This is a genomic window from Aeromicrobium sp. Sec7.5, from assembly GCF_036867135.1.
Classification (GTDB): Bacteria; Actinomycetota; Actinomycetes; order Propionibacteriales; family Nocardioidaceae; genus Aeromicrobium.
In genome coordinates this window covers 978,905-998,841 of record NZ_JBAJIJ010000001.1, presented here as the reverse complement: position 1 = coordinate 998,841, position 19,937 = coordinate 978,905, and the positions used below count along the sequence as shown (strand labels likewise).

Annotated in this window: 21 protein-coding genes; 8 read left to right on the top strand and 13 right to left on the bottom strand. The window is 68.9% G+C overall.

Features of this window, described 5'->3' with window-relative positions; all coding sequences use genetic code 11:
- Positions 1-36 precede the first annotated feature (36 nt).
- The 8 genes from V6S66_RS05085 to V6S66_RS05050 form a co-directional block, all read right to left on the bottom strand.
- Complete coding sequence (locus tag V6S66_RS05085) at positions 37-945, bottom strand: enoyl-CoA hydratase-related protein (RefSeq protein ID WP_334205668.1); 909 nt, start codon at positions 943-945, stop codon at positions 37-39.
- Complete coding sequence (locus V6S66_RS05080; protein WP_334205667.1) at positions 942-1,736, bottom strand: enoyl-CoA hydratase/isomerase family protein; 795 nt, start codon at positions 1,734-1,736, stop codon at positions 942-944. Before V6S66_RS05080 ends, V6S66_RS05085 begins: the two co-directional genes overlap by 4 nt.
- A 10-nt stretch (positions 1,737-1,746) precedes the next feature.
- Positions 1,747-2,760, bottom strand: a complete 1,014-nt coding sequence (locus V6S66_RS05075; protein ID WP_334205666.1) for an acyl-CoA dehydrogenase family protein — start codon at positions 2,758-2,760, stop codon at positions 1,747-1,749.
- Complete coding sequence (locus V6S66_RS05070; protein WP_334205665.1) at positions 2,757-3,917, bottom strand: acyl-CoA dehydrogenase family protein; 1,161 nt, start codon at positions 3,915-3,917, stop codon at positions 2,757-2,759. Before V6S66_RS05070 ends, V6S66_RS05075 begins: the two co-directional genes overlap by 4 nt.
- 7 nt (positions 3,918-3,924) lie before the next feature.
- Positions 3,925-5,454 carry a tripartite tricarboxylate transporter permease gene (locus V6S66_RS05065; protein ID WP_334205664.1) on the bottom strand — a complete coding sequence of 510 codons (1,530 nt, stop codon included), beginning with the start codon at positions 5,452-5,454 and terminating at the stop codon, positions 3,925-3,927.
- 3 nt (positions 5,455-5,457) lie between these two features.
- The gene (locus tag V6S66_RS05060) at positions 5,458-5,979 is read right to left on the bottom strand and encodes a tripartite tricarboxylate transporter TctB family protein (protein ID WP_334205663.1); all 522 of its coding nucleotides are present in this window, start codon (positions 5,977-5,979) and stop codon (positions 5,458-5,460) included.
- Between the two features lie 75 nt (positions 5,980-6,054).
- Positions 6,055-7,053 (bottom strand): tripartite tricarboxylate transporter substrate binding protein, encoded by a 999-nt coding sequence (locus V6S66_RS05055; RefSeq protein WP_334205662.1) that lies wholly within the window; start codon positions 7,051-7,053, stop codon positions 6,055-6,057.
- A 62-nt stretch (positions 7,054-7,115) separates the two neighbouring features.
- Entirely contained in the window at positions 7,116-9,293 is a 2,178-nt protein-coding gene (locus tag V6S66_RS05050; protein WP_334205661.1) for an acetate--CoA ligase family protein, read from the bottom strand.
- Positions 9,294-9,472: 179 nt separating this feature from the next.
- Between V6S66_RS05050 and V6S66_RS05045 the strand changes: the two genes are divergently transcribed.
- Positions 9,473-10,132, top strand: a complete 660-nt coding sequence (locus V6S66_RS05045) for a GntR family transcriptional regulator (protein WP_334205660.1) — start codon at positions 9,473-9,475, stop codon at positions 10,130-10,132.
- On the opposite strand, the gene V6S66_RS05040 is transcribed toward V6S66_RS05045, so the two are convergent.
- From V6S66_RS05040 to V6S66_RS05020, 5 genes are all read right to left on the bottom strand, one after another.
- Positions 10,118-10,840 (bottom strand): crotonase/enoyl-CoA hydratase family protein, encoded by a 723-nt coding sequence (locus V6S66_RS05040; RefSeq protein WP_334205659.1) that lies wholly within the window; start codon positions 10,838-10,840, stop codon positions 10,118-10,120. The genes V6S66_RS05045 and V6S66_RS05040 overlap by 15 nt on opposite strands.
- A 10-nt stretch (positions 10,841-10,850) precedes the next feature.
- The gene (locus V6S66_RS05035; protein ID WP_334205658.1) at positions 10,851-11,846 is read right to left on the bottom strand and encodes a Bug family tripartite tricarboxylate transporter substrate binding protein; all 996 of its coding nucleotides are present in this window, start codon (positions 11,844-11,846) and stop codon (positions 10,851-10,853) included.
- Positions 11,847-11,952: 106 nt separating this feature from the next.
- Positions 11,953-13,185, bottom strand: coding sequence for an MFS transporter (locus V6S66_RS05030; RefSeq protein ID WP_334205657.1), 1,233 nt, complete (start codon positions 13,183-13,185; stop codon positions 11,953-11,955).
- Positions 13,186-13,187: 2 nt separating this feature from the next.
- The gene (locus tag V6S66_RS05025; protein ID WP_334205656.1) at positions 13,188-13,640 is read right to left on the bottom strand and encodes a MaoC family dehydratase; all 453 of its coding nucleotides are present in this window, start codon (positions 13,638-13,640) and stop codon (positions 13,188-13,190) included.
- Positions 13,641-13,836: 196 nt separating this feature from the next.
- Positions 13,837-14,022 (bottom strand): hypothetical protein, encoded by a 186-nt coding sequence (locus tag V6S66_RS05020; protein ID WP_334205655.1) that lies wholly within the window; start codon positions 14,020-14,022, stop codon positions 13,837-13,839.
- Positions 14,023-14,058: 36 nt separating this feature from the next.
- On the opposite strand from V6S66_RS05020, the gene V6S66_RS05015 reads away from it, so the two are divergent.
- The 7 genes from V6S66_RS05015 to V6S66_RS04985 all read left to right on the top strand — a co-directional run bounded on the left by V6S66_RS05015 (position 14,059) and on the right by V6S66_RS04985 (position 19,899).
- Positions 14,059-14,310: a hypothetical protein gene (locus V6S66_RS05015; RefSeq protein ID WP_334205654.1), complete on the top strand. Its 252-nt coding sequence runs from the start codon at positions 14,059-14,061 to the stop codon at positions 14,308-14,310.
- A 120-nt stretch (positions 14,311-14,430) separates the two neighbouring features.
- Positions 14,431-14,745, top strand: a complete 315-nt coding sequence (locus tag V6S66_RS05010) for a 2Fe-2S iron-sulfur cluster-binding protein (protein WP_334205653.1) — start codon at positions 14,431-14,433, stop codon at positions 14,743-14,745.
- 45 nt (positions 14,746-14,790) lie between these two features.
- Positions 14,791-16,170 carry a fatty acid desaturase family protein gene (locus tag V6S66_RS05005; protein ID WP_334205652.1) on the top strand — a complete coding sequence of 460 codons (1,380 nt, stop codon included), beginning with the start codon at positions 14,791-14,793 and terminating at the stop codon, positions 16,168-16,170.
- 4 nt (positions 16,171-16,174) lie between these two features.
- Positions 16,175-17,455, top strand: a complete 1,281-nt coding sequence (locus V6S66_RS05000; RefSeq protein WP_334205651.1) for an NAD(P)/FAD-dependent oxidoreductase — start codon at positions 16,175-16,177, stop codon at positions 17,453-17,455.
- On the top strand, positions 17,452-18,198 hold the full coding sequence (locus V6S66_RS04995) for a DUF1365 domain-containing protein (RefSeq protein ID WP_334205650.1): 747 nt from the start codon (positions 17,452-17,454) through the stop codon (positions 18,196-18,198). The genes V6S66_RS05000 and V6S66_RS04995 overlap by 4 nt, the downstream gene beginning before the upstream one ends.
- Positions 18,195-19,478: a cyclopropane-fatty-acyl-phospholipid synthase family protein gene (locus V6S66_RS04990; RefSeq protein WP_334205649.1), complete on the top strand. Its 1,284-nt coding sequence runs from the start codon at positions 18,195-18,197 to the stop codon at positions 19,476-19,478. The genes V6S66_RS04995 and V6S66_RS04990 overlap by 4 nt, the downstream gene beginning before the upstream one ends.
- A 100-nt stretch (positions 19,479-19,578) precedes the next feature.
- Positions 19,579-19,899, top strand: coding sequence for a WhiB family transcriptional regulator (locus V6S66_RS04985; RefSeq protein ID WP_334205648.1), 321 nt, complete (start codon positions 19,579-19,581; stop codon positions 19,897-19,899).
- Positions 19,900-19,937 lie beyond the last annotated feature (38 nt).

Below are 19,937 nucleotides of genomic sequence, written 5' to 3'. Positions count from 1 at the left end.
TCTCTCGGTCGTGCGATGTCTGAAGGAGGGGAAGGCTCAGTGCGCCCAGTCGGGCCGGGCCGGCCACTCGGGCAGCAGGGCAGGGACATGCTCGTCCAGCCCGGCCGTGAACGCGGCGGGCCGCTTCTCGAGGAATGACTGCACGCCCTCGGCGGCGTCCGGACCGGCCTTGAGCTCGGCGATGAGCCGGCTCTCGAGGTGGTGCGTCTCCCAGATCTCGGTCTGGGTGAGCTGTGACCAGAGCATCCGTCGGGTGACGGCGACCGACACCGCTGACGTGTTGTCGGCGATCTCGCGCGCGATGGCGCGCGCGGTGGGCAGGAGGTCATCAGGCTCGACGACCCGCGAGACCAGGCCGCCTGCCTTGGCCTCCTCGGCGTCGAAGATGCGCCCGGTGAGCGCCCACTCGCTGGCCTGCGAGATCCCGACGACGCGCGGCAGGAACCAGCTGGAGACGGCCTCGGGAGCGATGCCCCGGCGGGCGAACACGAACCCGAACTTGGCCTTCGTCGAGGCGATGCGGATGTCCATCGGCAGCGTCATGGTGGCGCCGACGCCGATCGCGGCACCGTTGATGGCCGCGATGACCGGCTTGCGCAGCGAGGCGAGACGCGTCGCGATCTGTCCACCGCCGTCACGGCGGAGCCCGTCGATCGTGTCGTCCTCGTCAGCGTCGGGCTGCATGCCCTTGCCCTCGTAGCCGAACGGCTTGCTGCCGGCCGAGCCGAGGTCGGCGCCTGCGCAGAAGCCCCGGCCAGCACCCGTCACGAGCACAACCCGCACCTCGTCGTCGGCATCGGCCCGGTCGAGGGCCCGCACCAGCTCTGCGGTCATCTTGGGGGTGAAGGCATTGAGCCGGTCCGGCCGGTCGAGGGAGATCTCGAGAACTCTGTCGATCAGCTCGACGGAGATCTGGGTGTAGTCCGTGGTGATCGGGTCGCTCACTTGATGCCCCACTCCCCCGTGAAGTCAACCTCGGTCCTGTTGGCGAAGGCCTTGAAGGCGGCCGGCGCGTCGGCCGTGGCGTAGTTGATGGCCTGCGCGCGGGCCTCGTTGTCGAGCACCTCGCGGAACGACTGGAGGATGCCGGCCTGCAGCAGGTCCTTGCTCTGGGCGATCGAGATGGGCGGCATCTTCGCCAACCGCGCGGCCAGGTCGTCGACAAAGTCATGCAGCTCGGTCGGCTCCTTGACCCAGGTCACGAGACCGAGCTCACGAGCCTCCTCGGGCGTCACGAAGTCAGCCAGGTAGGCGAGTCGTTTGGCCTGCTGAAGTCCTGCGAGGCGTGGCAGGAGGAACGACCCACCGAAGTCGATCGTCAGGCCACGCTTGGCGAAGATCTCCGAGAACTTCGCGTCCGACGACGCCACGACGAAGTCGCAGCACAGGGCCATGTTCCATCCGGCGCCGACGGCGGCTCCCTCGACCTTGGCGATGACCGGCTTGGCGAGGTTGTAGAGCGCGTCAGCCGTGCGGCTGATGTTGCGCACTCGCGTCAGCGGGTGCCCTCCAGGAACGCCGGAGATGTCCGCCCCAGCGCAGAACGCGCCACCGGCACCGGTGAGGATCACGGCGCGGACGGAGTCGTCCAGGGCGATCGTCCGCAGGTGGTCGTACAGCCCGCTCCAGCTGTCGGCGTTCATCGCGTTCTTGCGGTGCGGTCGGTTGAGCGTGATCGTCGCGACCGGTCCCTCACGGTCCAGCAGAACAGGGGCCTCGGCCTCAGTGGTCGTCATGGAATCCCTTTCAGAGGCGGGCCAGGACGGCCGCGCCGATCTCGTCGGCGATCTCGCCACGGTTGCCGTGGGCCTGCTCGAGTGCCTTGCCCCGCTTGAGCCAGATCTGGAGGTCGTGCTCCCACGTGAATCCGATGCCGCCATGCAGCTGCAGCGCCGCACGGTTGGCCTCGAACGCGGCGTCGAGGGCGACCTGGCGCGCGGCCAGGGCTGCGAATCGCGCATCATCGGCGTCGCCGGCAACCTTCGCTGCTGCGGCATGCACCTGGAACGACGCCATCTGGATACGGGCGGTCGCATCGGCGAGCTGGTGCTTGACGGCCTGGAAGGATCCGATGACTCGACCGAACTGCTCGCGCACCTTGGCGTAGGCCACGGTGTCGTCGATCATGCGCTGCGACAGACCGATCAGGACCGACGCTGATCCGGCCGCTTCATGGGCGAGGACGATGTCGAGCGCTCCGGCGGAGCCGGGAAGGACCTCGGCGGCTCCCTCGGGGACCTCCACCGCGAACTGCCGGCGTGACGGATCCATGACGGTCTGTCGCGTCACGGTGCAGCCCTCCAGGTCGACGACCAGGAGGTCGTCACCCTGGCGGTACACCAGCAGGTCGCTGACGTGGGCGTCGGGCACCGAGGCGAGGCCGCGGAGCGCGACCGTGACCCGCTGCGAGCCGTCGGCGATGCCGGAGAGCCACCGCTCCCGCTGCTCGGGCGAGCCGGCCCGCGCCAGGGCCACGGGGCCGGTGACCAGCGCCTCGAGGAGCGCGTCGGGCACCGCGTGACGCCCGACGCTCTCCAGCACGAGCGCGAGGTCGACGAGACCGCCACCGAAACCCCCACAGTCCTCCGGGACGAGGATCGCGGGCAGGCCCATGCCGACGACGGCCTCCCACAGCTTGGGCGAGCGCCCGGTCTCGTCGTCCCACAGCGCCCGGAGGGCCTCGGGCTTGGCCAGGGCTCCGACCGCGCGCTCGAAGCCGGCCGCGAGCGCCTGCTGCTCAGGTTCGAAGGCGATCTTCATCCGCGGGGCTCCTTCGGCAGGCCGAGCTGACGCTCGGCGATGATGTTGCGCTGGATCTCGTTCGAACCGGCATAGATCTCGGCGCCTCGGCCGTGCCAGTAGTTGCGGCGCATCCCGTACATCTCGGCATTCGGTCCGTGGTCGGCCATGACCTCGGCGTCGGCGCCGAGCACCTCGAGGTTCTCCTCGTGGACCGCCGTGAGGATCTGTGTTCCGAGCATCTTGATGACGCTGGCATAGTCCTTGCCGCGGCCCGTCGCGATCTCGTGCGTCGAGGCGTACGCCGCCTGCTCGTAGGCCGCGACCCATGCCGCGAGCTCACCGAGGCGCCGCACCGAGGCGCCGCTCGCGCCCGTCGCCGCGGTGTCACGGGCGAGGTCGACCAGGGCCTGCTCCATCCGCGTGTGGCTGCCGCGAGCGGTGCCGCGCTCCAGCGCCAGCGAGGTCGAGGCGACGTGCCATCCGTCGCCAACCTCCCCGATGACGTTGGCCACGGGCACCTCGACGCCGGAGAAGAAGACCTCCGCGAAGCCGGGGTTGCCGTGCAGCTGGCCGAGGGGACGGATCTCCACACCGGGCGAGCGCAGGTCGATGATGACGAAGGTGAGCCCGCGATGGCCGCGCGACTCCGGGTCGGTGCGCACCAGCGCGAACATCGTCGTGGCGATGATGCCTTGCGACGTCCAGATCTTCTGGCCGTCGACGATCATCGCGTCGCCCTTGATCCTGCCCGTCGTGCGCACCGCGGCCAGGTCGCTTCCCGCGCCGGGCTCGGAGAAGCCCTGGCACCAGATGTCCTCGCAGGTCAGGATTCCCGGCAGCCACTCACTCTTCTGCTGCTCCGTGCCGTGCGCCATGACGGTCGGACCGCCGTGGATCAGGCCCATCTTGTTGAGCCGCTCGGGCAGGCGAAAGCGCGCGTACTCCTCGTCGTAGATCAGCTCGGCCCAGGCGTCGACGCCCTGGCCACCGACCTCGGAGGGCCAGCTCGGCGCGGCCCATCCGGCCTCGTGGAGCGCGTGCTCCCACTCGAGGTGCTGGCTGTAGCCGGGTTCGGAGTAGGGGCTGTCGAGCCGGCCTTTCGGGCCGTGCTCGGTGAACCACTCCTGCAGCTCGCGCCGGAACGTCTGCTGTTCGGGGGTGAAGGTCAGGTCCATGTCGTGATCAGTCCTCTGCGAGCTGCTTGGTCATCTCGACGAGCCCACTCTTGCCGCCTCGGCGCCGGCGGATCGCACCGACGACCGAGAAAGCGACGACCAGGGCGACGACCGCCATGATCGAGCCGGAGATGGGGCGTGAGACGAAGATGGAGAGGTCGCCGTTCGACAGCAGCATCGACTGCCGGAAGGCCACCTCGAGCACGCTGCCCAGCACGAAGGCCAGGACGAGCGGTGCGGGTTCGAACCCGGTCTTGCGCATCAGGTATCCGACCAATCCAGCGCCGAGCATGACCCACATGTCGAACTCCGTGTAGCTGATCGTGTACACACCGACCAAGGTCACGAGCAGGGCGACGCCGCCGATGATCCCGATCCGTACCCGCAGCAGCTGCACGAAGATGCCGACGAACGGCAGGTTGAGGACCAACAGGATCAGGTTGCCGACGAACATCGAGGCGATGACGCCCCAGAACAGCTCGGGCTGCTCCTCGATGAGTCCCGGCCCGGGAGTGATGTCCTGCATCATCAACGCACCCAGGATCAGCGCGAGCACGGCGTTCGAGGGCAGGCCCAACGTCAGCAGCGGGATGAAGGCGGAGATGGAGGAGGCGTTGTTCGCCGTCTCCGGACCGGCCACGCCCTCGATGGCCCCCTTGCCGAACCGACTGGGGTCCTTGGCCAGCTTCTTCTCGGCCGCGTACGAGGCGAGCGAGGACATCACGCCACCACCACCGGGCAGCATGCCGATCGGGAAGCCGAGCAGCGTGCCGCGGGCGATCGCGCCGCGCGACTGGTTCCAGTCGTCCTTGGTCGGCAGGATCCGGTCGATCTTGCCGATCGTCCCGGCGCCCTTCATCTTCTGCTCGAGGTTGTACATGATCTCGCCGATGCCGAACAGACCCATCGCGATGGCCACGAGATCGATGCCCGAGAAGAGCTCCGGCATGTCGAAGTTGAAGCGTGAGGTGCCGCGGATCGGATCGGGACCGATCGAGGCGAGCAGCAGACCGAACAGGGCCGCGATGATGCTCTTGACGGTCGACTTGGTGCCCAGGTAGGTCACGAGCACGAGCCCGAGGATCGTCAGGGCCGCATACTCCGGCGGACCGAAGCGGACGGCCCAGGTGGCCAGGAGCGGAGCGACGAACGCCAGCCCGAGGATGGCCACCGTGCCTCCGATGAACGAGCCGATCGCCGCGATGCCGAGCGCCGGCCCGCCGCGACCCTGCTTGGTCATCTCGTAACCGTCGAGGGCCGTGATGGCGCTCGCGGCCTCGCCCGGGATGCGCAGGAGGACCGACGTGATGGTGCCGCCGTACATCGAGCCGTAGTAGACGCCGGCGAGCATCATGATCGCGGCCTCGGGCGAGATGCCATAGGTGATCGGCAGGAGCAGCGCGATCGTAGCGGTCGGGCCGAGGCCCGGGAGCACGCCGATGACGGTGCCGATCGTCACTCCGAGGAACACGAACAGCATGTTCTCCGGCGTGAATACCACGCCGAATCCGTCCATCAGCAGAGACAGGTTGTCCATGGGTCAGCGACCTCCCCAGAGGCTGGCGACGATGTCCTCGGGGAAGCGCACGCCGAGCGCCTCCACGAAGAGCAGGTAGGTGAGCAGCGGAGCAACCACGGCGAGGACGACGGACAAGCGCCACGACTCGCCGTTGAGACCCTTCAGCCACAGCATCAGGAAGACGATGCCGGCCAGGATCATGCCGGTGTTCTCGAAGATCAGCACGAAGGCGGCGAGCGCCGCGAAGCCCCCCAGCACGCGCACCAGGCCGGGCAGCTCGAACGTCTCGATGCCCTCCTTGAGGTCGGCGACGAAGCCGACGAGCGACATCAGCACGATGGCGATGATGAGGATTCGCGGCCAGAAGCCGGGCCCGGGCTCGATGAGCGACCCGATCTCCATGTCGCCCATCTGGCCGTGGAAGACGATCGCGACGGCGATCGTGACCAACAGCGGGATCTTCGAGGCGACCCAGCCAGTCCCCCGAGCGGGCGGGGTCGTGGACGGGACATCGTCGACGTCGGGAACGGGGTCATCGGTCATGTTCGTCATCTTCTGTCCTGTCGAGGGTCAGGCGGACGGGGGTCCCGGGCACAGGGCCCGGGACCCCGAGCCGGGTCAGCCGAACAGTTCCTGGAGGACGTCGCCGATCACGTCGATCTCTTCCTGGATGCGGGTCTCGAGCTCGTCGGACCCGGTGAACTCATCCGGGACGAGGATCTCGCCGTCGAGGGCCGCGTACGTCTCCTCGTCCTTGACCGCACCTTCCAGCGCCTCCTCGAGCTTGGCAACGATGGCGTCGGGAGTGCCCGCCGGGGCGATGAGGATGAACGACGAGATGCCGTAGATCAGGTCTTCAAAGCCGCTCTCGGCCAAGGTCGGCACTTCGGGCAGGTAGTCGGCCCTCTCGGGCCCGAGCACCGCGATCGGACGGATCGCGCCTGCCTCGACCTGCGCACGCACCGCCTCGTTGTAGGACGGAACGATGGCATCGACGTTGCCGCCGAGCAGGGCCGTGAGCGACGGGGCGTCGCCCTGGAATGGCACGAGCTGCAGCGGGACGTCGTACTCCGACTTCATGCGCTCGATCTCGACGGCCTGCGGCGTCTGCGCACCGGCAGCACCGATCGTGACTTCACCTGGGTTGTCCTTGGCGGCCTCGACCAGGTCGTCGATCGTCTCGTACGGCGAGTCCTCCGGAACCAGGATCACCCCGGCCCCCTCGGTGACGATGCCGATCGGGATGACGTCGTCGAGGGTGAAGCCGACCTCCTCGATCAGCGGAACCCGGCTGACGGCCGAGACCGTCGTCATCGCGACCGTCAGACCGTCGGGCTGCGCCTGCGAGAGCTGAGCCGAGCCGACGGCGCCCGAAGCCCCCTCGACGTTCTCCACGACGACCGAGACCCCCAGCTCCTTCTCGAAGGAGGCGGCGACGGCGCGACCGGCGATGTCGGTCGGTCCGCCCGCAGCGTAGGTGACGATCATCGTGATGTCGTCCTCGGGATAGCCGTCGGCCGCCGCATCGTCCGAGGAGTCCGAGGAGCCGGAGCCCCCGCACGCCGCCAGGGAGAGCGTCATAACTCCGGCGACGATGCCGATGCCCAGTTTCTTCATGTTCCTACTCCTGTGTGTTGGGACAGCTGTTGATGCGTGGACCGTCGGACGAATCCGGCGGATCATGCGTCCTCCCCGAACCGTTCGCGCAGCGCCACGAGGGCGTCGAGCGCGAGGGCACCCCGGCCAGCAGGCCGGACGATGAATGGATTCACGTCGATCGAGTCGAGGCGGTCGCGGTGCGCGTCGGCCAGCCGGGACAAGGCCACGAGGGCCTCGGCGAGCGCCTCGACGTCGGCCGGCTCGGCACCACGGACGCCGTCGAGCATTGCGGCGCCGCGGATGTCGCGGACCATGCCCCGAGCCGTGTCGAGCCCGAACGGTGCAAGCCGGTAGGTGACGTCCTTCAGGACTTCGACGAAGACGCCGCCGAGGCCGAAGACGACGACCGGTCCGAAAGTCGGATCATTGGCTACCCCGAGGATCGTCTCGACACCATCGGTGATCATCGGCGCGAGCAGCACACCCTCGATCCGCGCTCCGGGATCGTAGCCGTGGGCCGAGGCGACGATGCGGTCGAACGCCGCTGCGGCCTCATCCGGGGTGTCGATGCCGAGCACCACGCCACCGGCCTCCGTCTTGTGCGCGATGTCAGGCGAGACGATCTTCAGCACGACCGGCTCGCCGATCTCGGCCTGAGCACGGGCGGCGTCCTCGGCCGAGGTCACGACGATCTCGGGCACGACGCCGATGCCGGCGGCCGAGAGGAACGCCTTGGCGGTGACCTCCGTCAGCGTCGACGGTAGCTCAGGAGCGGCCGGCAGCGCGGCGACGTCGGCGCGCGAGGCGCGCTCCTGCTCGAAGCGTTGGCGGCGCATGGCGTAGTCGGTGACCCGTCCGAGCACGCGCACCGCAGTCGAGATGTCCTCGAACACCGGGATGCCGAGCTCTTCGACTTGCTGTCGGATCTCAGGTCGGGAGAGGGTCGTGACGTAGAAGGGTGCGTCGGGGTGGTTGGCCCGCGCGGTGGCGAGGCCTTCCACGAGCTGCTCGGTCCACGGGTCGAGCAGACCCATGTAGGTCATGCCCAGCACGATCGAGTCGTAAGCGCCGTCGTTGAGGCACGCGTCGACGAAGGTCGGGAACAGGCTTCGGTCGTTCATGATCTGTGCGGTCAGGTCGATGGGATTGCCCACGCCCGCCGGCGGCCAGATCTCCTTGAGCTCGGCCTGCAGGCCGTCGGAAGGCGGGAGAACACGCAGACCGTTGTCGGCTGCCTCGTCCGCGGCGATGATGCCGACGCCCCCGGAACCCGTGAGGATCCCGAGTCGATCGCCGTTCGGCAGCTTGCCGATGGCCAGGGCGTAACAGACGTCGAACATCTCGGCCATCGAGTCGACCCGGATCACGCCGTACTGCTCGAACAGCGCGTCGAAGACCTGATCGGACCCCACGAGCGACGCGGTGTGCGAAGCTGCCGCGGTCGCGCCGACCTCGGAACGACCCACCTTGAGCGCGACGACGGGCTTGCCCGCCTCCTGGGCGATCTGCAGGGCCTCGCGCAGGCGCTCCCCGTCACGGGCTCCCTCGAGATAGGTCGCGATGACCTCGACGGTGGGGTCGAGCGCGAGGTGCGCCAGGACGTCGGCGAGCTGGATGTCTGCCTCGTTGCCGGTCGAGAGCCACGGGTCGAACTGCAGGCCACGCTGCGTACCGGAGACGACCCACTCACTGGCGATGGCCCCACTCTGGCTCGCGAGGGCGACCGTCGCGAGCGGCTCGCGGACGAACGGCACGCCGACCGAGGCGGCGAACGTGCCGACGGCACCCGTCGCACGATTCATGCTGCCGATGCAGTTGGGCCCGAGCACCCGCATTCCGTAGCTGCGGGCGGTGTCGACGATCTCCAGCTGCTGCGCGGCGCCGGCTTCGCTCATCTCGGCGAATCCGGCACTGAAGATCGTGACGACCTTGACGCCCTTGCGTCCGCACGCGTGCACCGCGTCGAGTACGTGGGAGTTCGGGAGCGCCACGAGCGCCAGGTCGACGTCACCGGGGACCGACTCGATGTCGGGATAGGCCGGGAGACCCTGGACCTCGGCGGACTTGGGGTTGATCGGGTAGACCGTGCCGGCAAAGCCGGACTCCTTCACGAAGCGGACCGGGCGGCCGCCGATCTTGGTCGGGTCAGACGAGGCGCCGAGGATCGCAATGCTCCGCGGGTCGAAGAGTGCGTCGAGGCCCGTCGTGTCGGCCGACCGGGTGATCCGGTCGGCGAGCGGCGCTGGGGTCTGGGTCACGGGCCGTCGGTCCTTTCGTCGAGGATGTGTCCTGCAACACATCCCGAGCAGTCAATCATGAATGCGGGATGACATGCAAGAATGTATACCTAATTGTTCGCCAATCTCCGAACCGACCGATACGCTCGCCTGAATCAGCAACTCCGGCCGCGCGCCTGAGGCCAGGACGAGGAGTACGGATGACGAAGACCGCCCCGACGGCAACCGGCGTCCAGCGCTGCCTGACCGAGATCCGCCAGATGATCATCTCGGGCGAGCTCCTGCCCGGACAGAAGGTGCACCAGGGCGAGATCGCTGCCCTGCTGAACGTCAGCCGCATCCCCGTGCGCGAGGCGCTGTCGACCCTGCAGGCCGAGGGCGTGCTGACCTACAAGCCCAACACCGGCTTCACGGTCGCGCGATTCAGCGGCGAGGACCTCTCCGAGATCTACCTGATGCGCAGACTCCTCGAGACCGAGCTGCTCCGCTCGATCGACCTCAGCACGGTCGATGTCGCAGAGCTCGAGGCACTCAACGCCAAGCTGTCCACCCTGTCATCGGCCACGGATCCCGACGAGTACCAGGAAACGAACCTAGCGTTCCACTTCCGACTCTTCGATCACTCCGCCCTCAAGCTCGTGCGCCAGGAAGTCCAGCGCCTCTGGTACATGTCGAGCTTCTACCGCTCGCTCTACATCCAGGAGGCCGACTCGCGGCTGCGGGTCCACAGCGATCACGTGCAGATCATCGAGGCGGTCCGCGCCAACGACCTCGAAAGGCTGATCCGGATCAGCGACGAGCACCGAGGATCCACCGAGTCTCTCGTGACCCAGCGCATCGGGTGGTCACGACCCCGCTGACCGCCGGTCCTCGAGGAACGCCGCCAGTCGCGGCTCCTGCCGGGCGAACATCTCCGACTCCGACCAGTCACGGGACTCGACGACGATCTGCTTGGTCAACCCGACCGCGGCGGGATCCATCGCGGCCACCTCCTCCGCAAGGGCGACCGCCGACTCGAGCGACTCCCCCGGCGCGGCCAGGCGGTTGACGAGCCCCAGCTCGTGGAGGCGAGTCGCGGGGCACGGGCGGCCCGTCAGCAGGATCTCCATCGCTGCCGCCCGCGGGAGCCGCGACGGGAGGCGCATCGCTCCGCCACCCCCGGCCACCAGTCCGTGGGTGACCTCCGGAAGACCGAGCACCGCGTCGGACGCCGCGACCACGAGGTCGCACGCCAGCACCATCTCGAACCCGAGGCCCAGCGCGTAGCCGTCGACGGCGGCAACGACCGGCTTGCGGGGCGGCACCCACGCGAGGCCGCCACTGCCCCGGTGCGGGTCCAGCGGCCGCTCCCCCGTGCGCGCGAACTGCTTCAGGTCCATCCCGGACGAGAAGTAGCCGTTGCGCCCGTGAATCACCGAGACCCGGAGGTCGGGCGACTCGTCCAGCCCGTCGAGGTGCCGGGCGACGGCTTGTGCCATGCCAGCCGTGATCGCGTTGCGCGTCCCGGGCCGGTCGAGCGACACGACCAGGACCGCACCACGGGCCTCGGCGACGACAGGGGAGGTCACGGCGCTGCCCTCAGCCGAACAGCTCCTGGAGGATCGATCCGAGGGCGTCGATCTCCGTCTCCATCTGCTTCGAGAGCCCTTCGGAGCCGACGAACTCTTCGGGCACCCCGATGTCGCCACCCAGTGCCGTGCGGGTGTCCGCGTCGTTCACGGCGGCCTCGAGCTCGGTCTCCAGCTTCGTGACGATCGCCTCGGGCGTGCCCTTCGGCACGATGATGATGTAGGTCGACGTGCCGTAGACGAGGTCCTCGAAGCCGCTCTCCGCGAGACTCGGCACGTCGGGCAGGTAGGACGTGCGCTCCGCACCCATGACGGCGAGCGGTCGGATCGCGCCCGTGTCGTGCTGGGCCTGGACGCTCTCGTTCCACGAGGTGACGGCCGCGTCGACGTTCTTGCCGAGCAGGCCGGTCAGCGTGGGGGCGTCTCCCTGGAACGGCACGACCTGGAACGGGACGTCGTACTCGGCCTTCATGCGCTCGAACTCGACGGCCCCGGGCACCTGGGCACCGGCCTGACCGACCGTGATCTCGTCCGGCGCGTCCTTCGCAGCCTCGATCAGGTCGTCGATCGTCTTATAAGGCGAGTCGGCCGGGACCGAGATCACGCCGTCGTACTGGGTCACGACACCGATCGGGATGATGTCGTCGACCGTGAAGCCGACCTCCTCGATCAGCGGCACCCGGTTGACGGCCGAGGAGGTCGTCATGGCGACCGTAAGTCCGTCGGGGCGCGCCTGCGCGACCTCCGCCGAGCCGATCGCACCGGAGGCACCCTCGACGTTCTCGACCACGACCGAGACTCCGAGGGAGTCCTCGAACGCCTGGGCGATCGCGCGACCGGCGATATCTGTCGCGCCGCCGGCGGCGTACGTGACGATCATCGTGATGTCGTCGCCCGGGTACCCGTCCGCGTCCGCGGGATCGGCCGACGAGGTGCCTGAGCCCCCGCACGCCGCAACGGCGAAGGTAAGGACCCCGGCAAGTAGGCCGCTGGTGAGCTTCTTCATGACCGTGCTCCTGTGTCTGGTCGTGTCGACCGTCCGCGGATGTGCGCTGCGTCACAGCGTTCGCAGTCAATCATGAGTGCGTTTTAAAATGCAAGAATGTATATATTTATCTACGCTCCGAGACGTGCTGCAGCACGCGAGGCAGGCACAGGGCACCGGTCGCCGCGACGAACAGGCCCATCGCCACCAGCGCGACCGCTGTGCCGAAGGCATCGGCCAGGACACCGTTGACGATCGCCGCGACCGGACGGGTCCCCATGAACGCGATGACCCACAGCGACATCACCCGACCACGCATCGACGTGGGCACTACGCGGTGCAGGGATGTCGTGCAGCCGGCCAGTGCCACGGTGAAGCCGACGCCAGAGACCAGGAAGGCTGCGCAGACACCCAGGGCCGTCGGCATCAGCGGGATGACCGCGATCCCGGCGCCCATCACCGCGAGACCTGCGACGGGTGCCGACGTCGGCCGGCTTGCGCCACCGACCGTGGCCGAGACGACGCTCCCGAGAACGGCACCCACGCCGAACGCCGAACCGAAGTAGCCGACCAGCGCATTACTGCCACCGAGGTCGTGCGCCAGCGCGGGGGCGAGCGTCACGACCGGATCGGCACCCATCCCCACCCCCGTGACGCCGAGCAGCAGCAGGATCACGACGGGGTTCCGGCGGATGTACCGCAGCCCGTCGATGAAGCCGCCGCCGTCGGGGGACGTCTCCCGAGGCAGCTCGTCACGCGCGAGCAGGACGCCGATGACGCCGAAGGCGAGGTGGCCGATCGTGGCCACGGCGAGCGCGGCTGCGGCTCCCGCGAAAGCCAGGAGCAGGGCGCCGATCGCCGGGCCAGCCGCACGGCCCAGCATCGTCGGGACCGAGTCGAGCCCGACGGCGCGTCCGACCTCCGCCGGTTCCACGAGGTCCGGGACCATCGCCTGCATCGCCGGACCGCTGACAGCGAACCCGACACCGACGGTGAACGTCATGAGCAGCACCGGCCAGATGCCGATGCTGTCGATCCCCGTAACCCACAGCCAGATCCCGAGTCCGCCGGAGCCGGCGACGCAGAAGACGCGTCCGTACGCCACCTGCCGACCCCGGCTCGAGCGATCGGCCATCGGCCCGACGATCGGCGCCAGGAGGATCTGCGGCAGGAACTGGACGACGCTGACGATCGCGACCCACGTGGCCGAGTGCGTGATCTCCCACGCGATCACGGCAGCGACGACGTTGTGGATCCACACACCGATGAAGGCGAGCGTCTTGCCCAGGATGAACGAGCCGAACCGAGGGTCCCGGATGAGCTGCCAGGACGACCGTCCCGCGTCCGACGTCGTCGTCACGGTCAGAAGTAGATGCGCGTGATGCTCTCGGCGACGCAGGCGGGTCGCTCCTCGCCTTCACGCTCGATCGTGATGGCCCAGAGGATCTGCAGACCCCCGGCAACCTCGGAGGCCTCGGCCAACGTCAGGCGCCCCCGCAAGCGGGAACCGACCGGGACGGGCGAGGTGAAGCGCACCTTGTTGAGGCCGTAGTTGACGGCGTGCTTGCGGTTCTCGACGCGGTAGACCTCGAGCATGAACGGCACCATGAGGCTCAGCGTCAGGTAGCCGTGGGCGATCGTCCCGCCGAAGGGCCCGTCGGCCGCTCGCTCGGGATCGGTGTGGATCCACTGCTGGTCCCCCGTCGCGTCGGCGAACTGGTTGACACGCTCCTGCGTGATCTCGAGCCAGGAGCTGACCCCGATCTCCTCGCCGACCGCCGCGCGCAGCTCCTCAGGTCCTGCGAACACCCGCATGCCACTACCTCCGCTATCCCATACTTTTTTGTATACGTTCGCACGGTAGCAGAACCTGAGACCTCGGGGCTCGCGCGCCAGGGCGCACCCACCTCGACCACCGACGGTGACCATGTGCCGAGCGACGCGAGGCTGAGCCGGCCGTGGCTCGCTACAGCGAGCCACGGAGATGAGCGCGAGGAACGAGCGCGCCGGCTCAGCTCTCCCAGGCCTCGGAGCCCAGGACCATCAGGCGCATCTCACGCTCGGCCTTGCGCATGATCTCGGCCTCGCGGTCGGGTCGACCCTCCGGCATCTGCACGACCTGCTCGGCCCGGTAGAACGTGTTGCGCACGAAGAGTCCCGACGCCATCTTGACGTCGTCGCCCGACCACCGCTCCATGGGGGAAGGCGGGCCAGGACGACCGCGAGCTCGGAGATGAACAGCCCCAGCTCGCGGTGGATCGCCTCGCGCACGGCCGCGGAGCCGCCGGTGCGCTCGCGCGCCACGAACGCGAAGTGCATCCTGTTCTGCTTCACGACGCGCACGAGGACCTCGGCCGACGCCTCGATGATGTTGTCGAGCACATCGGGATCGCGCTGCGCCTCACGCATCATGGTGCGCAGCGTCAGGAACGACCGCTCGACGAGCGCCAGCCCGAGCTCGTCCATCGACTCGAAGTGGCGGTAGAACGCGGTCAGCACGACGCCTGCCGGGCGGGGGACCTGACGCAGGCTGATCTGCGCGAATCCGTGGTCGCGGGACAGCTCGAGCGCCTACACGGAGCAGGACGCGGCCGACCAGCTCCGCATGGAGTACTTCAAGGTCCCCACCATCGACCCCGCCCTCCTCGAGGCCGCGGCCGCCCAGGCGTCCGGAACCCTGAGCTTCGACCGCTTCGGCACCGTCGCCGAGAACTCCGGCAACACGATCCTGGAGCAGGCCGAGGCGGCGGATCTCACGCCCGAGTACGGCTGCCGCATGGGCGTCTGCAACACCTGTGCGATCAAGAAGCTGTACGGCGCCGTCCGCCACGTCATCAGTGGCGAGGTCAACGCCAACACCGACGAGACCATCAAGCCCTGTGTCCACATGCCGGTCGGCGACGTCACCGTCGCCCTCTGAGCGCCTCCCCCGACCTCGAGACCACGCTGCGAGAAAGGTGATCCGATGAGCCACAAGCGCACCACGATCCCGGTCCGCTACGACGCCACCGGCCACAACCAGGCGCCCGCGCCGTTGGCGGACGCGACCGGCCGCCAGGCTACGATCGGCCTGGACCTCATGACCCGCGAGGAGCTCGACTCCTTCGGCACCGAGCTCGACGCGGTCCGGCGCCGCACGCTCGAGTCGCTCGGGCAGGCCGATGCCGACTACATCCGCCGCGTCGTGCGCCTCCAGCAGTGGTCGGAGATCCTGGGCCGCATCGGCATCTTCACGCCGTTCTTCTGGCCCACGTTCGTCGCCGGCATCGTGCTCCTCGGCCTCTCCAAGATCCTCGAGAACATGGAGATCGGCCACAACGTCATGCACGGTCAGTACGACTGGATGAACGACCCGCTGATCGACGGCAAGCGGTACGAGTGGGACAACGTGGCGCCCGCGCAGGACTGGAAGCACGGCCACAACTATCTGCACCACACGTACACGAACATCCACGGTATGGACAAGGACATCGGGTACGGCCTGCTCCGCATCGACGACGCACAGCCCTGGTACCCGAGCCACCGCGCCAACCTCCCGGCCGCCTTCCTACTGATGCTGTTCTTCGAGTGGGGCGTGATGTACCACGGCCTCGAGCTCGGCGACTACCTCAAGGGCGAGATGTCCAAGGAGGAGTTCCCGGCCCGCAAGAAGCGGGCCCTGGCCAAGACGCGCCGTCAGGTCTTCAAGGACTACGTCGCGTTCCCAGTGCTGGCTCTGGCCCTGGTGCCGATGGTCGGCTGGTGGGCCCCGCTCGCGGTCCTCGGCGCCACGTTCACCGCCAACATCATCCGCAACATCTGGACGTTCCTGATCATGCTCTGCGGCCACTTCCCGGCGGAGGTGCAGTCCTTCGACGAGGACGAGGTCAAGAACGAGTCGCGCGGCCAGTGGTACCTGCGCCAGCTGCTCGGCTCGGCCAACATCTCCGGCTCGCGCCCGTTCCACGTCCTGAGCGGCAACCTGAGCCACCAGATCGAGCACCACCTGTTCCCTGACATCCCGGCCCGCCGCTACCCGGAGGTCGCCCGCGAGATCCGCGACATCTGCGAGCGTCACGGCCTGCCGTACAACAGCGGCCGCATGGGCCGGCAGCTCCTGAGCGTCAGCTCGCCACGTACGGACGCAGGCCGTCGGACCCGTACATGGTGGGCAAGAGCCCCGAGAGCAAGGCGCTGCGCCGCGCGAAGCGTGAGGCGGTTCGCGCCTCACGCGATCGTGCGGAACACTGGACCGCATGAGCTTGCCCCGCCGAGAGACCGGCATCGTCGCGGCCAGCATGCGGGCCGAGAGCGACGCCGATCACCTCGGCCGGACCCATCCGATCGCGGACTGACGACGAACTAGCAGCATGACCTCTTCTGTCGCCGTCGTCGGCTCGGGCATCTCCGGCCTCACCGCCGCGTACGCCCTGCGCTCGACGCACCGGGTCACCCTCTTCGAGTCCGAGCCCCGCTTCGGCGGCCACGCGCACACCCATGACGTGGTCGAGGCCGGTCGCACGCACCGCGTCGACACGGGCTTCATCGTCCTGAACGACCGGAACTACCCCGAGCTGCAGCGCCTGTTCGCCGAGCTCGGCGTCCAGATCCGCCCCACCGAGATGAGCATGAGCATCCGGTGCGACGGCTGTGGGCTGGAGTACGCCGGCGGCCGGGGTGGCAAGGGCCTGTTCGCCCAGCGCCGCCGCCTCCTCGACCCGCGCTACATCCGCATGCTGCTGAACGTGAAGCGCTTCCAGAAGCTGGCGCTGGCGCTCCTCGAATCCCCCGAGGGCTCGGAGCAGGGCGCCGCGGCCGGCGAGGTGCTCACCTACGGCGACTTCCTCGCCCAGCACGACTTCGACGAGTACTTCCTGCGGCACTACGCCCTCCCGGTCGTGGCCTGCGTCTGGTCCTCGAGCAACGACGACGCCCGCCACTACCCCGCGCGCTACCTCTTCGAGTTCCTGCGTCACCACGGGTTCCTGTCGATCAAGGGCTCGCCGCAGTGGTACACCGTGGTCGGCGGCTCCGGCACCTACGTCGACCGCGTGACCGAGGAGATCGGCGACGTCCGGCACTCGACCCGCATCACGGCCGTCAGCCGCAAGCCCGACCACGTGCTGCTGACCGACCACACGGGCCAGACGCACGAGTTCGACCAGGTCGTGATCGCGACCCACGCCGACGACGCGCTCGCGCTCCTGACCGACCCGAGCGACGACGAGACCCGCACGCTCGGCGCCTTCGGCTACTCGCACAACGAGACCGTGCTGCACCACGACGCCTCCCTGCTGCCCGAGGCCGCGCAGGCGAAGTCGGCCTGGAACTACCGGATGGACGCCTGTGCGCCCAGTGGCACCGCCACCCCGGTGACGTACTGGATGAACCGCCTCCAGGGCCTCACCGACGCCCCGCCCTTCCTCGTCACGCTGAACGGCACCGACCGCCTGGCGGCCGACGCGGTCGTCGAGACGATGCACTACACGCACCCGCTCTACACGCCCGACTCCGTCGCCGCGCAGAGCGAGCTGCCGGCCCTGAACCGCGCCGACACGGTCTTCGCCGGCGCGTACCACGGGTGGGGCTTCCACGAGGACGGCTGCCGCTCGGGCATCGCGGCCGCGCGGGCCCTCGGGGCCACCTGGTGAGCACCGCCGTCGCCCTGCCCTCGCTGCCTGCCCTCGTGCACGGCACGGTCTCCCACGCCCGCAAGGGACCGGTCGACCACCGGTTCCGCCACCGGGTCTACCAGTGGCTCGTCGACCTCGACGCGATGCCGCGGGTGCCGTTCTGGCTGCGGCCGTTCGCCACGTTCCGCGCCGCCGACCACATCGGCGACCCGGGCGCCACGATCCGCGCGAACATCGAGACCTACTGCCGCGCGCAGGGCGTCGACGTCAGCGACTGCCGCATCGTGATGCTCGCCAACGCCCGCGTCCTGGGCCACGTCTTCGACCCGCTCAGCGTGTTCTGGGCCATCGACGACGACGGCGTCCGGTGCATCGTCGCCGAGGTGCACAACACCTACGGCGAGCGCCATGCCTACTTCCTGCAGCCCGACGCGGCCGGCAGGGCCCAGGTCGACAAGGCGTTCTACGTCTCGCCGTTCTACGAGGTCGACGGCAGCTACGACCTGCTGTTCGAGCTCGGCCACGACCGGGTGACCACCACGATCGTGCTCAAGCGCGAGGGGCGTACGGCCTTCGCCGCGACGTTCGACGGCTCCCCGCGCCACGCCTCGGCCGGTCAGGTGCTGCGCACCGTCGTGACCCAGCCCCTCATGACCCAGCGCACCAGTGCGCTCATCCGAATCCATGGCGTGTGGCTCTGGCTGCGCCGCCTCCCCCTCGTCCCCCGACCCCACCGTGACCCCCAGGAGGGCACCTCATGACCGACTCCACCACGGACCTCGTGCCCGCCCATCGCAGCCCGCTGCCCGCCCCGGACCAGAACGCCTGGCCCGAGCTGTCGGACACCCCCCGCACCCCCGTCAAGGGTCGCGTCGCCAAGTCGCTCATGAAGCGCGCCGTGCGCAAGATGCCGGTGCGCGTCACCTTCCCCGACGGCGCCTCCTGGGGCAAGGGCGACGCGTCCTCCCCCGAGCTCGCGGTCGCGAGCTCCGCCGGGTTGTTCAACCGCATCGGCGACCAGACCAAGATCGGCCTCGGCGAGGCCTACATGGTCGGCGACTGGTCCGCCGGTCCCTCGACCGACCTGGCCGAGCTGCTGACGCCGTTCGCGGCCCGGCTCACCAAGCTGGTCCCGGCCCCCTTGCAGAAGCTGCGCACGCTCGTCGACATCGACCTGCCGGGCGCCGACCGCAACACGACCGAGGGGTCCCGGGCCAACATCGAGGCCCACTACGACCTCTCCAACGACCTCTTCACCCGCTTCCTCGACCCGACCCTGTCGTACTCGTCGGCCTGGTTCGCCGACGACGACGAGTCGCTCGAGGCGGCCCAGATCCGCAAGATGGACGGGATCCTCGACCAGGCCGCCGTCACCGAGGGCTCCCGGGTCCTCGAGATCGGCAGCGGCTGGGGCTCCCTGGCGATCCGCGCGGCCCAGCGTGGCGCCACGGTCACCACGATCACCCTCTCGCAGGAGCAGGCCGCGCTCGCGCAGCAGCGCTTCGAGGAGGCCGGCGTCGCCGAGCAGATCGAGATCCGCCTGCAGGACTACCGCGAGGTCCCCGAGGCCGAGACCGGCACGTACGACGCGATCGTGAGCTGCGAGATGATCGAGGCCGTCGGCGAGGAGTTCTGGCCGACGTACTTCCAGACCATCGACCGCCTGCTCGCCCCCGGCGGACGCGTCTCGATCCAGGCCATCACGATGGCGCACCACCGGTACCGCACGACGCGTCGCTCGTACGGCTGGATCCAGAAGTACATCTTCCCCGGCGGACTCATCCCGTCCGAGAAGGCGATCGACCTCTCCCTGGCCAAGCACACGGGTCTGAAGGTCACGTCCCGCCGACCGCTGGGTATCCACTACGCCCGCACGCTGCACCTGTGGCGCGAGGAGTTCAACGCCAACTGGGACGAGATCTCGCACTTCGGCTTCGACGAGACCTTCCGCCGCATGTGGGAGTTCTACCTCGCCTACTGCGAGGCCGGGTTCGCCACGGGCTACCTCGACGTCGTGCAGATCCAGATGCAGCGTCGCTGACGGGTCGCCAGAGTCTGGGGGAATCCTCAGGTTCCCGGGCCAATCCAGGACCCGGGGAGTGGCGAAGTACCTCTGAGCGGTGAGAAACCCAGGAGGAACCATGGCCAGCATCACCCGACTTCCGGCCCCCCGGCAGGAGTCGTACGAGTGGCAGTACCTCGGCGCGTGCAACGCGGCGGACCCGGAGACGTTCTTTCCCCCGGAGTACGAGCGCGGTCCGCGTCGCCGGCACCGTGAGGCCACGGCGAAGTCCTTCTGCGGCCAGTGCCCCGTCGTGAAGGAGTGCCTGGAGCACGCCCTCGCGGTCCAGGAGCCCTACGGCGTCTGGGGCGGGCTCAACGCCACCGAGCGTGAGCACGTCCTGCGCGCCTCGGCCGCCCGTCGCACGTCACGCTCGATCCAGACCAAGAAGGCCGGCTGACGCCCACCAAGGGCCGAGCGAAGCGAGGCTGAGCCGCC